Consider the following 17,628-nt stretch of genomic DNA (forward strand, 5'->3'; position numbering starts at 1 on the left):
TATGTTTCGCAAGCTGTTAATCGCGAATCGCGGTGAAATTGCCGTACGGATTATCAAAGCCTGTCAACAATTGAATATTCAGACGGTCGCCGTTTGCTCAACTGCTGATCGGCATGCGGGTTACACACAATTAGCGGATGAAGTGGTCTGTATCGGACCTGCAGCTGCCAGTGGATCGTATTTAAATGCCGAAGCGATTCTAATGGCTGCAATTAATACGCACGCCGATGCGATTCACCCGGGATATGGTTTTTTAGCTGAAAATGCGGATTTTGCCGCCATGTGTGCGGAATGTGGCATTGCCTGGATTGGCCCGCAGACTGAGCAAATTAAGTTGATGGGTGATAAGGCCCGCGCTAAGGATTTTGCACGGCAACAAGCCGTTCCGGTACTAGCAGGTCAATCATTACAGGGCTTAGCATGGCCGGATATTAAACACGCGGCCGCCAAGATCGGTTTTCCACTAGTTTTGAAAGCCAGTTATGGTGGCGGTGGCAAGGGTATTCGAGTGCTTACCGACGTTCATGAACTCCATCAACAATTGCGGGCTGCGCGTCAAGAAGCTGCTGCGTCCTTTTTGAACGATGCGATGTATTTAGAGCAATTTCTGACAACTGCCCGCCACATTGAAGTTCAAGTCCTCGGCACGGGGACGAAATTATTCATTCTTGGTGATCGTGACTGTAGCCTCCAATTGCACAAGCAAAAGGTTCTCGAAGAAAGTCCGGCAAGTATTTTGACTGAGACACAACGCCGAACCTTATACGATTTATCCCGGCAGTTATTAGCGGGTACACATTATCAAAGTTTGGGCACAATTGAATACTTATTTGCGGATGGTCAGTTCTATTTTATGGAAATGAATACGCGTTTACAGGTTGAACACGGGGTGACAGAATTAACGACCGGAATTGATATTGTGGCTGAACAAATCAAACAGGCGGCTGGCGTCACGGTTGATTTTCCAGAGCATGTTGGCTTGCAGCCCAAGTGTACGGCGATCGAAGCTCGATTGACCGCTACCTTACCGGTTAAGCAGACGCGGATTGAAACGCTGAGCTGGCCAGCCGATGTACGAGTGGATACGGATTATCATCAGGGCGATCGGCTAGTAACCATGTATGATGGTTTAATTGCCAAGTTGATGGTCACCGGTGCGAACCGTCAGCAAGCCGTGCGCAACTTACAACGGGCCTTAGCGCAAGTAGCATTGACGGGACCCACGACGAACTTAACTTTTCTACAGCAAACGGTGGCCCGGCCGGCCTACATTCATGATCAGTACACGATTCACAGTCTAGCACGTTGGGAGGCGTCGAAATGAGTCATTATCCAGCTTCTGGGACCTGGCAAGCCTGCCCTAAGTGCGGTCGGCACGTCCACCAACGCCAATGGGGCACTTATCAGCAATGTCCTTATTGTCACTATTGGCAACGACTGACGACGGCGCAACGATTAGAACAACTCGTCGACGAAGGGTCGTTTCAGCCGTTGACGATGACTGAGCGGCCTGTCAATCAGCTGGGGTTCCCGGACTATACGAACAAACTGCGGCGGGCCCAACGCCAGACCGGGTTAAACGAGGCTGTTGTCTGTGGAACGGCCCTGATTGAGCAACAACCCTGTATCTTAGCAGTGATGGATAGTCATTTTATGATGGGGACGTTAAACACGGCGGTCACACGTCGCTTATTGCATGCTAGTGAACAAGCGCGGGCCCAACGGCTACCACTGATCATTGTGACCGCCTCAGGTGGTGCTCGGATGCAAGAAGGTGTTTATGCCTTGGTCGGAATGAATTTGATTCTGGCAGAATTAGCACGGTTAGCAGCAACGCCGTTACCCTTGATCACAGTGCTGACAGATCCCACTATGGGGGGCGTATCGGCGAGTTTTGCGTTTAAGGGTGACCTGATTATCGCAGAAGCGGGTGCTAAGATTGGCTTTGCCGGAGCCCGGGTCATCCAACAAACTTTGCCTGTCAAGCTGCCGGCGGATTTTCAAACGGCGGATCAGCTGTTTAAAAATGGCATGGTGGATGCAGTTGTTGAACGACCTCAATTGCGGTCAACGCTAGGACAAGCATTAGCGAATTATGGGATTGGGAGGTCAGCCCATGGATAAACGATTACAGCGATTACGGGCGGCTGATCGGATCAGTGCGCCGACTATCATTCAAGCGTTATTGCCGACAATGACGCAACAACGGGGAGACCGTTTATTAGGTCAGGATGCGGCTTTAACGGCGGGCTTTGGGCGCACTGCCACTGGTCGCCAATTAGCTGTTCTGGGCGTTGACCGGGGTGTTGATATTGCGAGCCGGCGTCGAAAAAACGGGGGAGCATTAACTGTTCCCGGCTATCGCACGGCGTTAAGAGTCGTAACCCATGCGGCTAAATTTGGGTGGCCGGTCGTTAGCTTAATCAATATGCCAGGTGCTGATGCGAGTCCCCGATCGGAACGCTATGGTCAGAGTCAGGCCATTGCGGACTTGATTGCGGCGACTGGTCAGCTGACCGTACCGAACGTTGTTGTATTTCTCGGTGAGGGCCATAGCGGTGGGGCGTTAGCCTTTGCCAACGCCAACCGCATTATCATGCTAGATGATGCACTTTTCAACGTTGCTTCTCCCGAGGCAGTCACCGCGATTTTACATGGGCAACAGACCAGCAGTGACGCCATCGATTTATTACCAATGACAGCTAGCGCTTTGCAGTCGCGCGGCTTAGTTGACCTGGTTATTGACCATCAGGATCAGACATTAGTCGCTGCGATCAACCAGGCGATTGAGACCCAACTTGCCGCACTAGAAGCATTGCCGGCACCGGATCTAATTGAACAGCGCGAAGCAAAGTTTCAACACTTTTTACAATCTTGGCCGGTCAATTAAAAATAATCATCAAAAAATGGGCTTCTCAGAATTTTTATTCTGAAGAAACCCATTTTTTAATAGTTGCTTAGTACTGATTAGTCGTGGTTTGATCTTGAGTCGTGGTCTGGTCCTGCGTCGTTGTATCTTGTGTCGTACTAGTGCCATAAGTAGTGGTATCACTAGACGTTGTGGTACTTGATGAACTTGAACTGGAACTTGAGCTACCCGTTGTAATTGAAGCTGTCTCAGAGAAGACTGACTCTGTTAAATTACTGTTTGAGAGTCCCAGCGCTTTACGGATGCGCTTCGAATTCTTGTAACGTTCTGACGAAGAGGCAACTTGATAAGAGAGCCCATCGATCGTCGCGTCAGTACCTTGAACGGTATATGATTTGGCATGGTGAGACGCATTCTTGTACTTCGTATCGAGTGCGACCATGTCATTCCAAGTTAAGTCGGTGCGCATGTTCTTAGCGAGTTTTTTCGTAATCTTTTCAATATTGGCAATTGACCCAAGTGAGTTAGACTGACTAACCATGGCCATAATAACCTGCCGTTGCCGTTTTTGACGACCATAATCACCCTGAGGATCGTCATAACGCATCCGTGAGTAATCAAGTGCCGCTGCACCATTAAGTTTGATCTTAACGCCTTTCTTAACGTTGGCATTACCGTATTTGAAAGTCAGCTTAGGTGTCACGGTCACGCCGCCCATCGCGTTGATGATCTGTTTTAAACCACCCATGTTCAGTAAGACGTAGAAGTCAATTGGAACATCCAGTAACTTCTCTACTGACTTGACGGCACCACTTGCGCCCCCAATGGTGTAGGCTGCGTTAATTTTTTGTGATTGCCCATCGATCATCACTTGCGTATCCCGTGGAATACTAGTGAGCGTCATACTTTCTTTTTTAGGATTGATTGTCGCAACAATCATGGTATCAGTCCGGGCTGAGAAGTCCTTGCCGCGACCTAGTGCACCAGTATCAGTTCCCAACAGTAGAATCGAGAATGGCTTGCCCTTCTTAATAACGGCATCAACATTCCGAAGCTTGGTCGAGCCGGTCGACTGGTAGGTCGTATTCATCGTATCCTTAGCGGCATTCCAGGTCTTGTAGCCCCACCAGCCACCCGTAACGATCAACAGGACAACGACGATTAGTAAAGTAATTAACCAAGGACGTTTTTTGTGTGGTTTCAAATGTGGGTTACGCTGTTGCTGTTCACGATAGCGGCGTTGGCGTGGTCCCATTTCATTATCATTGTTATTTTCTGACATATTCGTTCCTCATCACTTTAGATTTTTCCCTCAATAGTCATTTTATGACGTTTAGCAAATCATTGGTCCTTAAAGTTAGTAATTTAAAAAGATTTTAATAATCAAAAAATTACTAGCATCAGATAGTAACACAATTATAGAACACTATAAGTAATATTGTGACCGGCGTCAAACGTTTCCATCTATAAATTACGGTACAAGCCATCATAAAACAGTGGTATACTTGAATAATTCTCATTGAATTATTATTTTACATAGCTTGATGGCGATATTCAATGATGAGCAATTTGTTAAGAGGGGAAGACTGAGCGTGCAAATTTTACAGACATTCGTGCAGAGTATTCAAGGTGTCATGACGATAATCGTGATGATTGCAGTTGGTTACTTGTTGGCACGCTGGGGCTGGTTTAATGAAAGTGCGACTAAGCTGATTGCCCGATTGGTCACTCAAATTGCGCTACCAGCCTATATGATTGCAACGATCACAAAGCAGTTTACAGCGCATAAATTATTATCAACGTTGCCAGGATTACGTTTTCCAGTTCTTAATATGGCTATTTTGTTTGGCATTTCGTTCGGGGTGATGCGAGCCTTAAATATTAAAAAGAGTCATCGCGGCTTATTTGCCTCCATGTTTTTGAACTCCAATACGGTGTTTATTGGGCTACCGGTTAATCAAGCCTTGTTTGGGAATAGCGCATTGCCATACGTGTTAGTTTATTACATGGCCAATACCACTATTTTCTGGACGCTGGGCGTTTACTTGATTCAACGTGACGGTACTGGCACCGCTAAGTTTGACTTGAAGCAGACACTGACCAAGATCTTCTCACCGCCATTACTAGGATTTATGATTGGCGTCTTGCTTGTTCTAGGAAACATTCACGTCCCAAAATTCTTGATGGATGATTTCTCATATATCGGCGGTCTAACGATTCCGCTGTCCATGATCTTTATTGGGATTTCGATGGCCAACGCCGGGTTAAGCAGCATGCGCTTCGACCGGGATAGCTTGGGAATTTTACTTGGGCGTTTTATCCTTGCGCCGGTACTGATGACGCTGATGCTTATTCCAATGTCGATTCCATTGGAGATGAAGCAAGTCTTCATTCTGCAGTCCGCAATGCCCGTCATGACGAACGCGCCAGTTGTCTCCAAACTGTACGGGGCGGATGCCGATTATGCCGCGGTCATGGTGACAGAAACGACACTATTGAGCCTGATCGTTATTCCGATTTTGATGGTGATCGTTCAAGCCAACTTTATTCGTTAATTATTGTGTGATTTAAAATTAAAAGTACCCGAATGCGTGCCACTAGTGACAGGCGTTTCGGGTGCTTTTTTGCTGGTTATTAATGATGAAAACTCAATTTAGTTCGGTCAACAAGGTTTGACCAATTAGATACTTTCTGCTCAGGGCTGTCCCAACACGTCTCGCTGGTAGTTTTTGATGACAAGCTGATGAGTGCGTGCTGGATGATGGTTGAGGCGGCAAGATGCCATTGAATGGTTCCAGCCTGATGAAAATTGTTTTCAAAAGCAATTAAAAATTGAAAAAAATAACGCCTGATTCCGCGTTAAAAGGCGTTTTCCCGCGGATAAAAGCGAGGTAGTATACTGAGCTGATTTGAAAGTCACGTGAAAATGGTGCTATACTGAGAACCGTTGTGTATTAAATTTTGATTAAGAAGGAAGCGAACGTTTCGTGAAGAAAGCATATCTTTACATTGCAATTTCGACCTTAATGTTTAGTTCGATGGAAATTGCGCTAAAGATGGCCGGCAGTGCCTTTAATCCAATCCAATTGAATCTAATTCGATTTTTTATTGGGGCAATTGTGTTACTGCCATTTGCATTGCGGGCATTAAAGCAAACTGGACGGAAGTTAGTGAGTGCTGACTGGCGGCTATTTGCTTTAACCGGGCTAGTGTGTGTCATTGTCAGTATGTCGCTTTACCAACTCGCGATTACGGTCGATCAAGCTTCGACTGTGGCCGTATTGTTTAGTTGTAATCCGGTATTTGCGCTATTATTCTCCTATTTAATTCTGCGAGAACGGTTGGGTCGAGCTAACTTGATCTCCGTCGTGATTTCTGTGATTGGGTTGTTGATCATTGTTAATCCGGCCCATTTGACGAATGGGCTCGGGCTGCTATTAGCCATTGGGTCTGCCGTGACTTTTGGGCTGTACAGTATCATCTCGCGTTATGGGTCTGTTAAACGGGGCTTGAATGGGCTGACGATGACTTGTTTTACTTTCTTTGCTGGTGCGTTTGAACTTCTAGTTTTAGCTTGGATTACTAAGATTCCGGCTGTCGCCAATGGGTTGACGGCCATCGGTTTGCGGCAATTTGCTGCCATTCCGGTTTTGGTGAATGTTAATCTCAACTATTTCTGGTTACTATTTTTTATCGGCGTTTGTGTTACTGGTGGGGGCTTCGCGTTTTATTTCTTGGCAATGGAACAAACCGATGTTTCAACGGCTTCCCTAGTATTCTTCATTAAGCCGGGGTTGGCGCCAATCTTAGCAGCGTTGATCCTCCATGAACAAATTTTGTGGACGACAGTGGTCGGAATTGTTGTGATTTTGATTGGTTCCGTCGTGACCTTTGTCGGTAATCGGTTCCGTGAACGGGATACGATGGGTGCGATTGAGCAGCCAACCGCGGCCGCCACTGATGATGAACATGTCATCAAAGCCGCGCACGCCGTTTCAAATCAAGAAAATTAATTAATCGTGGACGGTCAGGGTGATATTAATCAGCTTGACCGTTTTTTTGTGGCAAGTGCGTTATCGCACGTAACAGCTGGTTGTGACTTTGAAAAATGAACCAAATCGATTATCATAGGAAGTATTGAAGATAGTAGGTGGGAAAGAGAATGACAGAACTAGTATTGGTTCGCCATGGTGAAAGTACGGCTAACCGGGATAATACGTATACCGGTTGGAGCGACGTTCCGCTGACGGCAGCGGGGATTGCACAAGCTCATCAAGCTGGCAAGCGACTACGGGCTACGGGACTACAGTTTGGCGCTGTGCATACCTCGGTTCTGAAACGGGCCATCGTTACTGCGAATATTATGTTAAGTGAAATTGATCAGTTATGGCTGCCGGAGTATAAGACGTGGCGGTTAAATGAACGACATTACGGGGCCTTGCGTGGTCAAAATAAGGATGTGACCCGTCAAGAGTACGGTAAGGCGCAAGTCCAACAGTGGCGGCGCAGCTTTTATACGGTACCACCGTTATTGGCGCCCACTGAACTAGACCATGATCGACGTTACACCAAGTACGGTGCCGCCGTCGAACCGCGAGGCGAAAGCTTGAAGATGGCTTACGACCGTATCATGCCTTATTGGATCGATGAGATTGCACCGCGGTTGTTAGACGGCCAAAATCAACTCGTGGTGGCACATGGTAGTACGTTGCGTGCGATGATCAAATATTTAGAGCATATTAGTGATACGGGGATTGATGGTGTCGAAGTTGCCAATGGGGTACCGATTTGTTACCACCTCGACCAGCAACTACGCGTTATCGGTAAAGATGAGTATTAAGATTAGTAATAGTTCGCCTAAGTGGTGTTTTTTATTGAGAATAATTGCTAGGGTGACCCACTTTTAGGGGTCGTTGTCAGATTAATCTATCATGAATTAAGAGCTTCAGCAGCCGCTGGAGCTCTTTTTTTGGTTAAAGCATTAAATAAATGGCCGGTATAACTGATTATAATTATTAATAATAATTAAGGATGAGTGTTTCAAAAATGGTTATGATTTAAAACATTGATATATCAGCGTTCTAATGGGCAACAAAGGCTATATAAATATTTTTAATGTAATACATTGAGGCAATTTTCATAAGTAAATATAATATATCGCTTGTAATAGAATGGTGAACACTGTAACATACCAGATGAACAAAGTTGCGATTTGGCGCGCTTGACAGCCAAAAATCTGATCAGAAAGCTGGGTAGCGTTATGATGAAACATAAAAATTTATTGTTATTAATTATAATGAGCTTGGGTTTCTGTGGGATGCTGTTGATGTTTGCGCCACAAATCAGTACGCTGATCAACCCGAATGCGTCACGAGTTGAAGCGGACAAGGCTAGTGGTCACGATACGGCGCATGATCAGGTCTACTACAATGATCAGATGGATAACTATCATTATGACTATATAAATAACGGGACTAAGGTTTTGAACTATAAGGCCCGTTTTAAGAGTCGGGTCATCACGTATCGGATCACAAGTGACAGCAAGGTGTATCGAGCGATTTGGCTACGAGCCGTGGAACGTTGGAACAACACTAACGCGGTGAAGTTAGTTGAGGCTAAGGACCAAGCGAAAGCCCAGATTACGTTGGGCGAGAGTGAAGACGAGACGGCGACGACTGGATCAGAAATCGGCCGGACTTGGCGGACGTACTATCAGAGTGGTTCGCAAGGAACGACTTGGATGGATTCGGCGAAGTGTGTGATTTACACGAATCGTTTCCCAGCCAGCAACCATTCGGTAGAATATAAATTATCTGTTGCGACCCATGAATTGGGACACGCGCTGGGGTTGGAGCATGAGGATAATAAGAGTGCGGTGATGTATTATCAATCACACCGGGCAGCGCACATCACAACGCGTGAAATCAGTACCCTCAAACAGATGTATAAATAATTATAATAGTAATTGCTATAAGTAAACGTAATAATGAAAAATCGACCAAACTCACACGAGCTTGGTCGATTTTTTGATCGCAATTGTCAGTGATCCCTGAACGGTACCTGGTCTAACGGCAACACAAAAACACCGCCACTTCAACACAGTGACGGTGCTTAAATTGCCCATTAACTTTTAATTAGGCTAAGGCACCCATTGGATCCCAAGGTGCTAAAACAGTTGGTTCTTCAGCTTGGGCGGCCTTTAAGTCATCAGATAAGAATTCCTTGTTAACAACGACTTGGTAGCAGTATTCGTCCATCCAAGCATCGCTCATGACGAAGAAGCCCTTAGTCCCAACCTTGTCGCCCCAGCTATTTTCAACCTTCCACTTAGTTGGTTGGCCGTCAACGAGGTCGACACCGGTGATAACCATGGCGTGGGTCATCAGACTTTCGCCGTAATCAAGACGTTCAGCCTTCGACATTGAAAGGTCAACGTCGAATAATTCATCTTTACTGTAGACATCGGTAGCCATGACCCCTTTTTGGCGGTCGGAGGATTGACCAACATCACAACCAAACCAGACACTTTGGCCAGCTTGTAATTGCTTGATGGCCAATTGCTTGAAGTCGGCCATAGACACGTTCAAATGTTTGACTTCACGGCCACCTAAGACGTTACCTAACATTTCAATCGTGTAGGTATGGTTATAAGGCTTGTCGTCGGTTGGGGCGTTGATGATTGAAACGTAATCGTCCAAATTCCAGCCAACGTACTTTTCGAAGAAGCTTTGTGGCGTCAAGTTTTGGTCGATGTGGTATTGTTTCTTATCATCACGATATTCCCAGTCAAAATGTGAAACGGGTTCGCCAAAGGCATAGGCTAACATGCGATAGACTTCATTTAACATCTTTTCCTTGCGTTCTTGAATCGCGTCGTCACTAGTTCCGGCAGCCACTAGTTCACGTAATTCAACGGCATCTTTACGTAACTTTAAGTTAAGTGTGCTGTTGATTTCAGCCGATTTTGAACTGTTGTAAGTTTCAGGCATGACACTCTTAGGCACGATACCGTACTTCTGAATAATGGCAACGAGCATATCCCATTGGCCACCATCTTGTTGTGGCGTGGTCATCAACCAGGCAACTTTACGGCTGCTAGTTGGTTGGTCAGCGGTTGCCAATACGTTTTCATAGAAATAGTTCGCTTTTTCGAACTTATCCCAGAAAAAGGTGTAGTTTTGTGATAGTTCGAAATGTTTCAAGTTGAATTTTTCAGCTAATGAATGCCGCATCGTGTTTAAAGCGGCGAACATCCAGCAACGGCCACTTTGCTTTTGGTTCGCAACGTCACCGGTATCCAAATCAATGGAAAATACTGGTGTGGTTTGGCTCATGGCCTGAATATCTTGACTGCTTGCTAAGATACCGTTCTTAGTGACACTACGTTCGATGACTTTTGCTTCGGGACGTTGGTCCAAGTCGGCTTGAAAGTTAGCAATTTGGTTCATACTGATTGCTTTACTCAAAAGATCACTCTCCTTTAATCTAATTCTAATTGTATCGGTTTATGACGGGTGGGGCAAGCGGGGAGTCGCACAAAACTATGGTCGTGCTTCGATAACCTCGGGACCATTGGCATGACCGACAATGACAGTGTTGACCATGTCTAAGAACAGGCCGTGTTCAACCACACCAACCATGTGAATTAAATCTTCGGCTAAAGCGTGGGGATCCGTGATTGGGTCGATGTGTAAATCGATGATAATATTATTAGAATCGGTCCGGACGAGTTCATCGTTGACTTTACGGAATACTGGGTTATAGCCCCGGGCAGCCATTTTTTCAAAGACATGTTGGCTGCCGTAAGGAATCACTTCAACGGGTAAGCCAAAGGCACCTAATTGATGGACCATTTTGCTTTCATCAACAATCCACATGACTTTATCAGAATTGATGGCAACGATTTTTTCGAAGAGTAAGGCGGCGCCACCACCCTTAACGCCTTGGAAATCATCGGCGATTTCGTCGGCACCGTCGATCGTTAAGTCGAGATGGTCGACTTCGTCAACGGATTTCATCGGGATACCGAGCGCCTTAGCTTGGGCAGCGGTTCGGTCGGAGGTTGAGACGCCGACAATGTTTAAATGTTCATTTTTGACCCGTTCACCCAGAGCATCAACCATGAATTTAACGGTTGAGCCGGTTCCGAGGCCGACCTGCATGCCGTCTTGAATGTATTCAACGGCTTTTTGACCAACAAGTTGTTTTAACTGATCCTGATTCATAATATGAATTACTCCTTTGATTGAGAACTAGTGACTAATACGTCGGCAGCTTCAGGGTGCCGATCAAAGTAAGCCTTAGCGTAGGTACACAGTGGCTGAATACGTTTGTGTTCAACTCGAGCGGCGTCAATAACGGCTTTGGTTAATTGGCCGGCAATGCCCTGATGACCAAAGTCGTCACGAACAAAGGTATGTTCAATGACCCAGGTTTGATCATTATTGATGGCGGGGAAGGTAATTTCACCAGCCAACTTGCCGTGATCGTCATTAAAATAAAAGCGGTGTGCTTCACGCGTGAATTCCATTGATTTCACCACCTTGTAAAGGGTTTTATATCTACCGTAATTAAACCGGTAATTGCCCGTTTTGTCAACGAAACTTCTATAATAAAAGTATGGTAAAATGTGAACACTAAATTAATGTTGAGAAAGTAGGAATTTGAAATGGCACGGGGATTTGAAATTGTAAGTCAATACGCGCAGGCGGGGTTACATGTACCTTACCGCACCACCAAGCAAGCAGCTGGCTATGACTTCGAAGCGGCGGAAGATTTTACGTTACCGTCAATTTGGAAAATGAACTTTATCAAAGTACTTTGGCAAATACATCGTGGTGAACCGAGTTCTGCAGCCGATTTGGATGCGGCGGCTAAAGTCCTTAAGCCATGGCTTGTTCCCACGGGTATCAAGGCATTTATGAATGACGGCGAATACTTACTATTAGCCAATCGTTCTAGCAATCCCTTGAAACGTAACTTGATTCTGCCAAATGGGATTGGCGTCATTGACGCCGACTACTACAACAACCCCAAGAACGAAGGCGCGATTTTCGTCCAATTAATCAACATGGGGATTCGCGACGTTCACATTAAAAAGGGTGAACGCATTGCCCAAGGGATTTTCACCCCTTATCTGACCGCTACGAACGAAACGGATGTGACCACGACACGTTCTGGGGGCTTCGGCTCGACCAATAAATAGGAAATAATAAAAAATCGGTAAAGCCAAGGTGATTTAAAGGCTTTAATGATTAATAATGGTAAAATAAACTTATGATTGTGAACACCCATAGCATGAAAATGACGATTCAGTTAATTGAGTTTGATTGATTATTTAAGTCTGCATCGTGCTGGCTGTTTGTTTAGTAAGAATCATGATTAAAACGTGCCGATTAGGTGGATTCCTGTTTGTCAGCCGGTGAGCGTCCTATTCCGACCTCCGGGGCTGGGTGACAATTGCTGGAACGTAAGCCGACGTCGATTTGAGCTAACGCATAACCCGCGTCATCTCAAATACGAGTCTTATTCTAAGCCGGAAGAAATTCACTTCCGACTAAGAATAATTTGGCTACTGAGCATTGTCACCCAGCCCCTCCGGTCTCAAGAGTGTGAGGGGCCACGGGCTGAAGCCGAGCATTGCCTAGCCAACGGATTAATGCGGTTTTGGCATTAGTCCGTTGGCGTAGCAAGCACAGGCTTCAGTGGCACCGAGCACGTTTCGGTAAGCCGCTCGAATGGCTGATGAACGACCACTTAACTCGGTACAATTGGTCGTTGGCTATTTTGATACTGGAACTTTAAACGAACGTTAGAGTTGTATGAACCACTTTGTCGAGATGGTCAATTATTACTATGTTGATTGAGGAATAGTGAGACATCCCAATATCATTTTCACCCTGACAGTTGACTGACAAAATTACTGTTTATGAAAAACAATGACAAATTCATCAAAAGTTGGGTACATCTTCGTCCGCCATTCGAACACTGTCCCGACTGGAAGGCGTTTCTGCCAATGCTCAGCGGTGAAATTCCACTTAGCAAGCGTCTTGTGCTTGGTTAGTGGAAGACCAGTATTTAAGACGCGATTTTCGGCTTAAATCTGTGTCCACCGCGTTCCAGCAATTGGCAGAAATGCCTGGAGGTCGGCGTAGGACGCACCTACCAAAAAAAGTTTACGCCAACCCGAGCTGTTTCCAGCGGTCCTAAGCTGGCTGCTTTTGAACTTACACAATCGGCACGTTTTAATCATGAATCATGACAGTGTGACGCGGATGAAGTAATTATTTTAGAAATTCCAATACCCAACATTAAATTGATATGTTGGCGGAGAAATGGAGACGTGTGTACGTGGCAAAAGCAAAAACTCAGTTTGTTTGTTCTAACTGTGGTTATTCAACACCGCGATATTTAGGACGGTGTCCGAACTGTGGTGAATGGAATACACTAACTGAAGAACATTTTGATACAAAACCGGACCGCAAGTCGCGGGTGAGCTTTGCGGGTAAGTCGGCTAAGCCACAACGACTCAAAGAAGTGTCGCTGACTAAGACACCGCGTGTCAAGACTAAGTTGAAAGAGTTCAACCGGGTCTTAGGTGGCGGCGTTGTGCCAGGTTCACTAGTTTTGATCGGTGGTGATCCAGGTATTGGCAAGTCAACGTTGCTACTGCAAGTTTCGGGGCAATTGGCCGAGACGGGTGGTTCCGTCCTATACGTGACTGGTGAAGAAAGTGCCTCCCAAGTGAAGATGCGGGCGGACCGGTTGGCTGTTAGCAGTGAAGACTTTTATCTTTATCCTGAGACTGATATGTCGAATATTCGTTCAACGATTGAATCGACGCATCCAGAATTTGTGGTCATTGATTCGGTACAAACGATGCAAGAACCTGATATGGACTCTGCGATTGGTTCGGTATCACAAATCCGTGAAATTACGGCTGAACTACTGCAAATTGCGAAGACTAACGGCATTACCATTTTTATTGTGGGTCATGTGACTAAGGGTGGTGCCATTGCGGGGCCTAAGATCTTAGAACATATGGTTGATACCGTTTTGTACTTTGAAGGTGATTTACATCATACGTACCGCATTTTACGGGCAGTCAAGAATCGATTCGGGTCAACGAATGAACTGGGAATATTTGAGATGCGAACGGGCGGTTTGTATGAAGTGGCCAATCCCTCAGAGATCTTCTTGGAAGAACGTCTGAAGGATGCTACGGGTTCCGCCATCGTTGTTTCAATGGAAGGAACACGACCAATCTTAGTAGAAGTTCAAGCGCTGGTAACGCCAACGGTCTTTGGTAATGCGAAGCGGACCGCAAGTGGCTTGGATCATAATCGAGTCTCCTTGATTATGGCAGTGTTGGAAAAACGGGCGAGTCTAATGCTTCAGAACCAGGACGCGTATTTGAAAGCGGCCGGTGGCGTTAAGTTAGATGAACCGGCGATTGACTTAGCTATTGCGGTCAGTGTGGCTTCTAGTTATCGTGACCAGCAGACTCGTCCGAGTGACTGTTTTGTTGGTGAAGTCGGTTTGACTGGTGAGATTCGGCGGGTCAACCGGATTGAATCACGAGTTGGTGAGGCGGCTAAGCTAGGTTTTAAACGTATCTTTATTCCTAAGAATAATCTGCAAGGTTGGGATATCCCAACTGGAATCGAAGTAATTGGAGTTGCCACGCTAAAAGAAGCGCTCCAATTAGCATTACAACAACCAAATTATTAAAAAGGGGCTGATGCCATGAAGAAGTTAACGGTGCGACTAGTATTTATTGTCGTCGGGGGTACGTTAGGACTAACTTACCTGCCGTTCTTGTGGACGACAATTTTGTCGCAACCAAATGTGTTATTGAATAACGTTTTTACCAACTTTTTGTTGGGGGCGCTGATTCTATGGGTTTTGTCATTGTTCTTAGCCAATGCCGCTGTACGACTGGTGGATCGAGTCGAAAAGAACTTATCCAAGCAAAATCCAATGACACTTTTATTTGGCAGTATCGGATTTATTATTGGGTTATTGATCGCGGTTCTGATTTCGCAATTATTTAATCGTAGTCCATTATTCCTATTGAACACGGTCGTCCCAATTATTTTGATGTTGTTTTTTGGTTACATTGGTGCGCGAGTCGGGACTACCCGGATCGACGAGTGGCGGAAAGTTTTCAACTTCCGCCGTCGTGAAAAGGAAACAAGTCCGGAGATTACTGATGCTCAGCCAGATCAGAACTATCATCATTATAAGATTCTAGATACCAACATCTTGATCGACGGCCGGATTTACGACATTGTCAAGACTGGTTTCTTAGAAGGAACACTGTTAGTACCGAACTTCGTCTTGTATGAATTACAGTACATTGCGGATTCAGCTGATAGTATTAAACGTGTGCGGGGTCGTCGCGGGCTAGATATTTTAAATAAGCTACAAAATGAAAATATTATCCCGGTTGAAATGTACGAGGGCGATTTTGAGGATATTCCAGAAGTTGATAGTAAACTCATTCAATTGGCTAAAAAAGTCAACGGTGTGATCGTGACGAATGACTACAACTTGAATAAGGTGATTGAGTTCCAAAACGTACAAGTCCTCAATATTAATCAGTTGGCTAAGTCGTTGAAACCACGGGTTATTCCTGGTGAAGAGATGAATGTCATGGTCGTCAAAAATGGTAGCGAACGCCAACAAGGGGTCGGTTACTTGGACGATGGGACGATGGTTGTCGTCGAAGATGGGAAGTTTTACATCAATGAAAAGGTGGATGTCGTTGTAACGAGCGCCTTACAAACGGATGCTGGTCGAATGATTTTTGCCCGTTTAGCACACGCTAATCGCGGAATCCCGGATCATGCGGATGGAAATAATAAGCACAACAATAATCATAGTAATAATCGAAATAATAATCGCGATAATCGGCACTAGGTTAAGCGATTCAACGGTAGCAACTCATTTGATGGGGGCTACCGTTTTTTTGTTCAATGATGACTAATCCAGGACGTCGTAAGGGAGGCGGCCGAATCGCAACAAAATAGGAGGGTTAATGCTCATTATCAATAAATCGGGATGTTGTTAGTGTACGATTAGGGCCTGTTTCGATATTTTTACAATGGGTTCAGTCTGAAACCTTAATTTTTAGTGGTAAACATGGTAAACTGGAAAAGCAAGTGAAAGTCGGAATATTCTGGTCGATAGAAAGGTTCCGGCGTAACATTTAAGATGAAAAAATACGAAAGAGGCGTTAATCACATTGGCAAAGAGCAAGATTCGTGTGCGTTACGCACCAAGTCCAACTGGCCATTTACACATTGGTAATGCTCGGACTGCATTGTTTAACTATTTATTTGCCCGGCATAATAAGGGAAAGTTCATTCTTCGGATTGAAGACACCGATTTAAAGCGGAATGTTAAAGACGGTGAAAAGAGTCAGATGGACAATTTGACGTGGTTAGGGATTGATTGGGACGAAGGTCCGGATAAGGGTGGCGACTTTGGCCCTTACCGTCAATCAGAACGGAAATCAATCTATGACCCGTTGATTCAACAATTAATTGATGAAGGTAAAGCTTACGAATCTTACATGACGGAAGACGAATTGTCGGCACAACGTGAAGCTCAAAAAGCGCGTAAGGAAATGCCACACTACGTCTACGAATTTGCTGGCATGACGGAAGACGAAAAACAGGCGAAGATCGCGGCTGCTAAGGCGGCTGGTATCCAACCCGTTATTCGCTTCCACGTCCCAGAAAATACGACCTATGCTTGGGATGACATGGTTAAAGGTAAAGTTTCGTTTGAATCCAAGACGGTTGGTGGCGACTTTGTCATCAAGAAACGTGACGGGATGCCAACGTACAACTTTGCGGTGGTTGTTGATGACCATATGATGGAAATTAGCCATGTCTTCCGTGGTGATGACCACGTTGCCAACACGCCTAAGCAATTGATGATTTATGAAGCCTTTGGTTGGCAACCACCGAAGTTTGGTCACATGAGCTTAATTATCAATACCGAAACCGGTAAGAAGTTAAGCAAGCGTGACGAAACCGTATTGCAATTTATCGAACAATACCGTGAATTGGGTTACTTACCAGAAGCAATGCTTAACTTCATCATCCTACTAGGATGGTCACCAGTTGGCGAAAGTGAATTGTTCAGTAAGCGCGAATTCATCAAAATGTATGATGAAAAGCGGTTGAGCAAGTCACCAGCAGCTTTTGATGGCAAGAAGTTGGAATGGGTGAACAACCAGTACATTAAGAAGGCTGACGAAAACGAAGTCTTTGCAATGTCAATTCGCCAATTGATCAAGGCTGGCCGGTTACCACAACGCCCAGATATGAGCCAGATTGAATGGACACGGACGTTGGTTTCATTATTTAAGAACCAGATGAGCTATACTGGTCAAATCGTTGATTTAGCAGATCTCTTCTTCAATGGTCCGGCTGATATCAATGATGAAGCTAAGGCCGAACTTGATAATGACACGGCACTCCCTGTCTTGAAGGAATTCCGGCAACGAATCGAAGATATTGACGTCTTCGAAGCAACCGCAATTCAAAAGACGATCAAGAGCATTCAAAAGGATACGAAGATAAAGGGCCGGGCACTATACATGCCGATCCGGATCGCCGTTTCTCACGAAATGCACGGGCCAGAATTACCAGAAACGATTGAATTATTAGGGCGTGAAACGACCAAAAAGCATCTCGATGCTATGATTGCGGAACTCGCCAAGTAATGAATGGATTATTAAAATATTA

General features: G+C 45.4%; 15 protein-coding genes. 11 read left to right on the top strand and 4 right to left on the bottom strand.

The genetic code is table 11. The features are described 5' to 3' along the window. The first annotated feature begins 1 nt into the window (after position 1). The 3 genes from V7R88_RS02380 to accA are packed head-to-tail and all read left to right on the top strand — an operon-like array spanning position 2 to position 2,890. Entirely contained in the window at positions 2 to 1,324 is a 1,323-nt protein-coding gene (locus V7R88_RS02380; RefSeq protein WP_338816383.1) for an acetyl-CoA carboxylase biotin carboxylase subunit, read from the top strand. After that, positions 1,321 to 2,124 carry an acetyl-CoA carboxylase carboxyltransferase subunit beta gene (locus tag V7R88_RS02385; protein WP_015379848.1) on the top strand — a complete coding sequence of 268 codons (804 nt, stop codon included), beginning with the start codon at positions 1,321 to 1,323 and terminating at the stop codon, positions 2,122 to 2,124. The genes V7R88_RS02380 and V7R88_RS02385 overlap by 4 nt, the downstream gene beginning before the upstream one ends. Further along, a complete protein-coding gene (gene accA / locus V7R88_RS02390) occupies positions 2,117 to 2,890 on the top strand; it encodes a carboxyltransferase subunit alpha (protein ID WP_015825180.1) in 774 nt (257 codons plus the stop codon). Before V7R88_RS02385 ends, accA begins: the two co-directional genes overlap by 8 nt. Before the next feature lie 67 nt (positions 2,891 to 2,957). On the opposite strand, the gene V7R88_RS02395 is transcribed toward accA, so the two are convergent. Next, positions 2,958 to 4,151 (bottom strand): LCP family protein, encoded by a 1,194-nt coding sequence (locus V7R88_RS02395; RefSeq protein ID WP_003640920.1) that lies wholly within the window; start codon positions 4,149 to 4,151, stop codon positions 2,958 to 2,960. Positions 4,152 to 4,461: 310 nt separating this feature from the next. Between V7R88_RS02395 and V7R88_RS02400 the strand changes: the two genes are divergently transcribed. The 4 genes from V7R88_RS02400 to V7R88_RS02415 all read left to right on the top strand — a co-directional run bounded on the left by V7R88_RS02400 (position 4,462) and on the right by V7R88_RS02415 (position 8,822). Next, the gene (locus tag V7R88_RS02400) at positions 4,462 to 5,424 is read left to right on the top strand and encodes an AEC family transporter (RefSeq protein WP_003643925.1); all 963 of its coding nucleotides are present in this window, start codon (positions 4,462 to 4,464) and stop codon (positions 5,422 to 5,424) included. 432 nt (positions 5,425 to 5,856) lie between these two features. Beyond that, positions 5,857 to 6,882, top strand: coding sequence for a DMT family transporter (locus V7R88_RS02405; protein WP_003643926.1), 1,026 nt, complete (start codon positions 5,857 to 5,859; stop codon positions 6,880 to 6,882). 149 nt (positions 6,883 to 7,031) lie between these two features. Beyond that, the gene (locus V7R88_RS02410; RefSeq protein WP_210697234.1) at positions 7,032 to 7,709 is read left to right on the top strand and encodes a 2,3-bisphosphoglycerate-dependent phosphoglycerate mutase; all 678 of its coding nucleotides are present in this window, start codon (positions 7,032 to 7,034) and stop codon (positions 7,707 to 7,709) included. A gap of 420 nt (positions 7,710 to 8,129) precedes the next feature. Next, positions 8,130 to 8,822: a matrixin family metalloprotease gene (locus tag V7R88_RS02415; RefSeq protein ID WP_063724449.1), complete on the top strand. Its 693-nt coding sequence runs from the start codon at positions 8,130 to 8,132 to the stop codon at positions 8,820 to 8,822. Positions 8,823 to 9,003: 181 nt separating this feature from the next. Here the strand turns inward: V7R88_RS02415 and V7R88_RS02420 are convergent, their stop codons facing one another. The 3 genes from V7R88_RS02420 to V7R88_RS02430 form a co-directional block, all read right to left on the bottom strand. Then, positions 9,004 to 10,335, bottom strand: a complete 1,332-nt coding sequence (locus tag V7R88_RS02420; protein WP_003643927.1) for an aminopeptidase C — start codon at positions 10,333 to 10,335, stop codon at positions 9,004 to 9,006. A gap of 75 nt (positions 10,336 to 10,410) precedes the next feature. Next, on the bottom strand, positions 10,411 to 11,094 hold the full coding sequence (rpiA, locus tag V7R88_RS02425) for a ribose-5-phosphate isomerase RpiA (RefSeq protein ID WP_003640926.1): 684 nt from the start codon (positions 11,092 to 11,094) through the stop codon (positions 10,411 to 10,413). 8 nt (positions 11,095 to 11,102) lie between these two features. Then, on the bottom strand, positions 11,103 to 11,399 hold the full coding sequence (locus tag V7R88_RS02430) for a GNAT family N-acetyltransferase (RefSeq protein ID WP_003640927.1): 297 nt from the start codon (positions 11,397 to 11,399) through the stop codon (positions 11,103 to 11,105). A gap of 138 nt (positions 11,400 to 11,537) precedes the next feature. Here V7R88_RS02430 and V7R88_RS02435 point away from each other — a divergent pair, with 138 nt between their 5' ends. The 4 genes from V7R88_RS02435 (at position 11,538) to gltX (ending at position 17,606) form a co-directional block, all read left to right on the top strand. Continuing rightward, the gene (locus tag V7R88_RS02435) at positions 11,538 to 12,074 is read left to right on the top strand and encodes a dUTP diphosphatase (RefSeq protein ID WP_054396918.1); all 537 of its coding nucleotides are present in this window, start codon (positions 11,538 to 11,540) and stop codon (positions 12,072 to 12,074) included. Between the two features lie 1,145 nt (positions 12,075 to 13,219). Continuing rightward, on the top strand, positions 13,220 to 14,599 hold the full coding sequence (gene radA / locus V7R88_RS02440; RefSeq protein ID WP_003643928.1) for a DNA repair protein RadA: 1,380 nt from the start codon (positions 13,220 to 13,222) through the stop codon (positions 14,597 to 14,599). Positions 14,600 to 14,614: 15 nt separating this feature from the next. Continuing rightward, the gene (locus V7R88_RS02445) at positions 14,615 to 15,790 is read left to right on the top strand and encodes a PIN/TRAM domain-containing protein (protein ID WP_003640931.1); all 1,176 of its coding nucleotides are present in this window, start codon (positions 14,615 to 14,617) and stop codon (positions 15,788 to 15,790) included. A gap of 325 nt (positions 15,791 to 16,115) precedes the next feature. After that, on the top strand, positions 16,116 to 17,606 hold the full coding sequence (gene gltX, locus V7R88_RS02450; protein ID WP_003640932.1) for a glutamate--tRNA ligase: 1,491 nt from the start codon (positions 16,116 to 16,118) through the stop codon (positions 17,604 to 17,606). The last annotated feature ends 22 nt before the right edge of the window (positions 17,607 to 17,628 follow it).

This window comes from Lactiplantibacillus argentoratensis (assembly GCF_037290055.1).
Lineage (GTDB): Bacteria > Bacillota > Bacilli > Lactobacillales > Lactobacillaceae > Lactiplantibacillus > Lactiplantibacillus plantarum.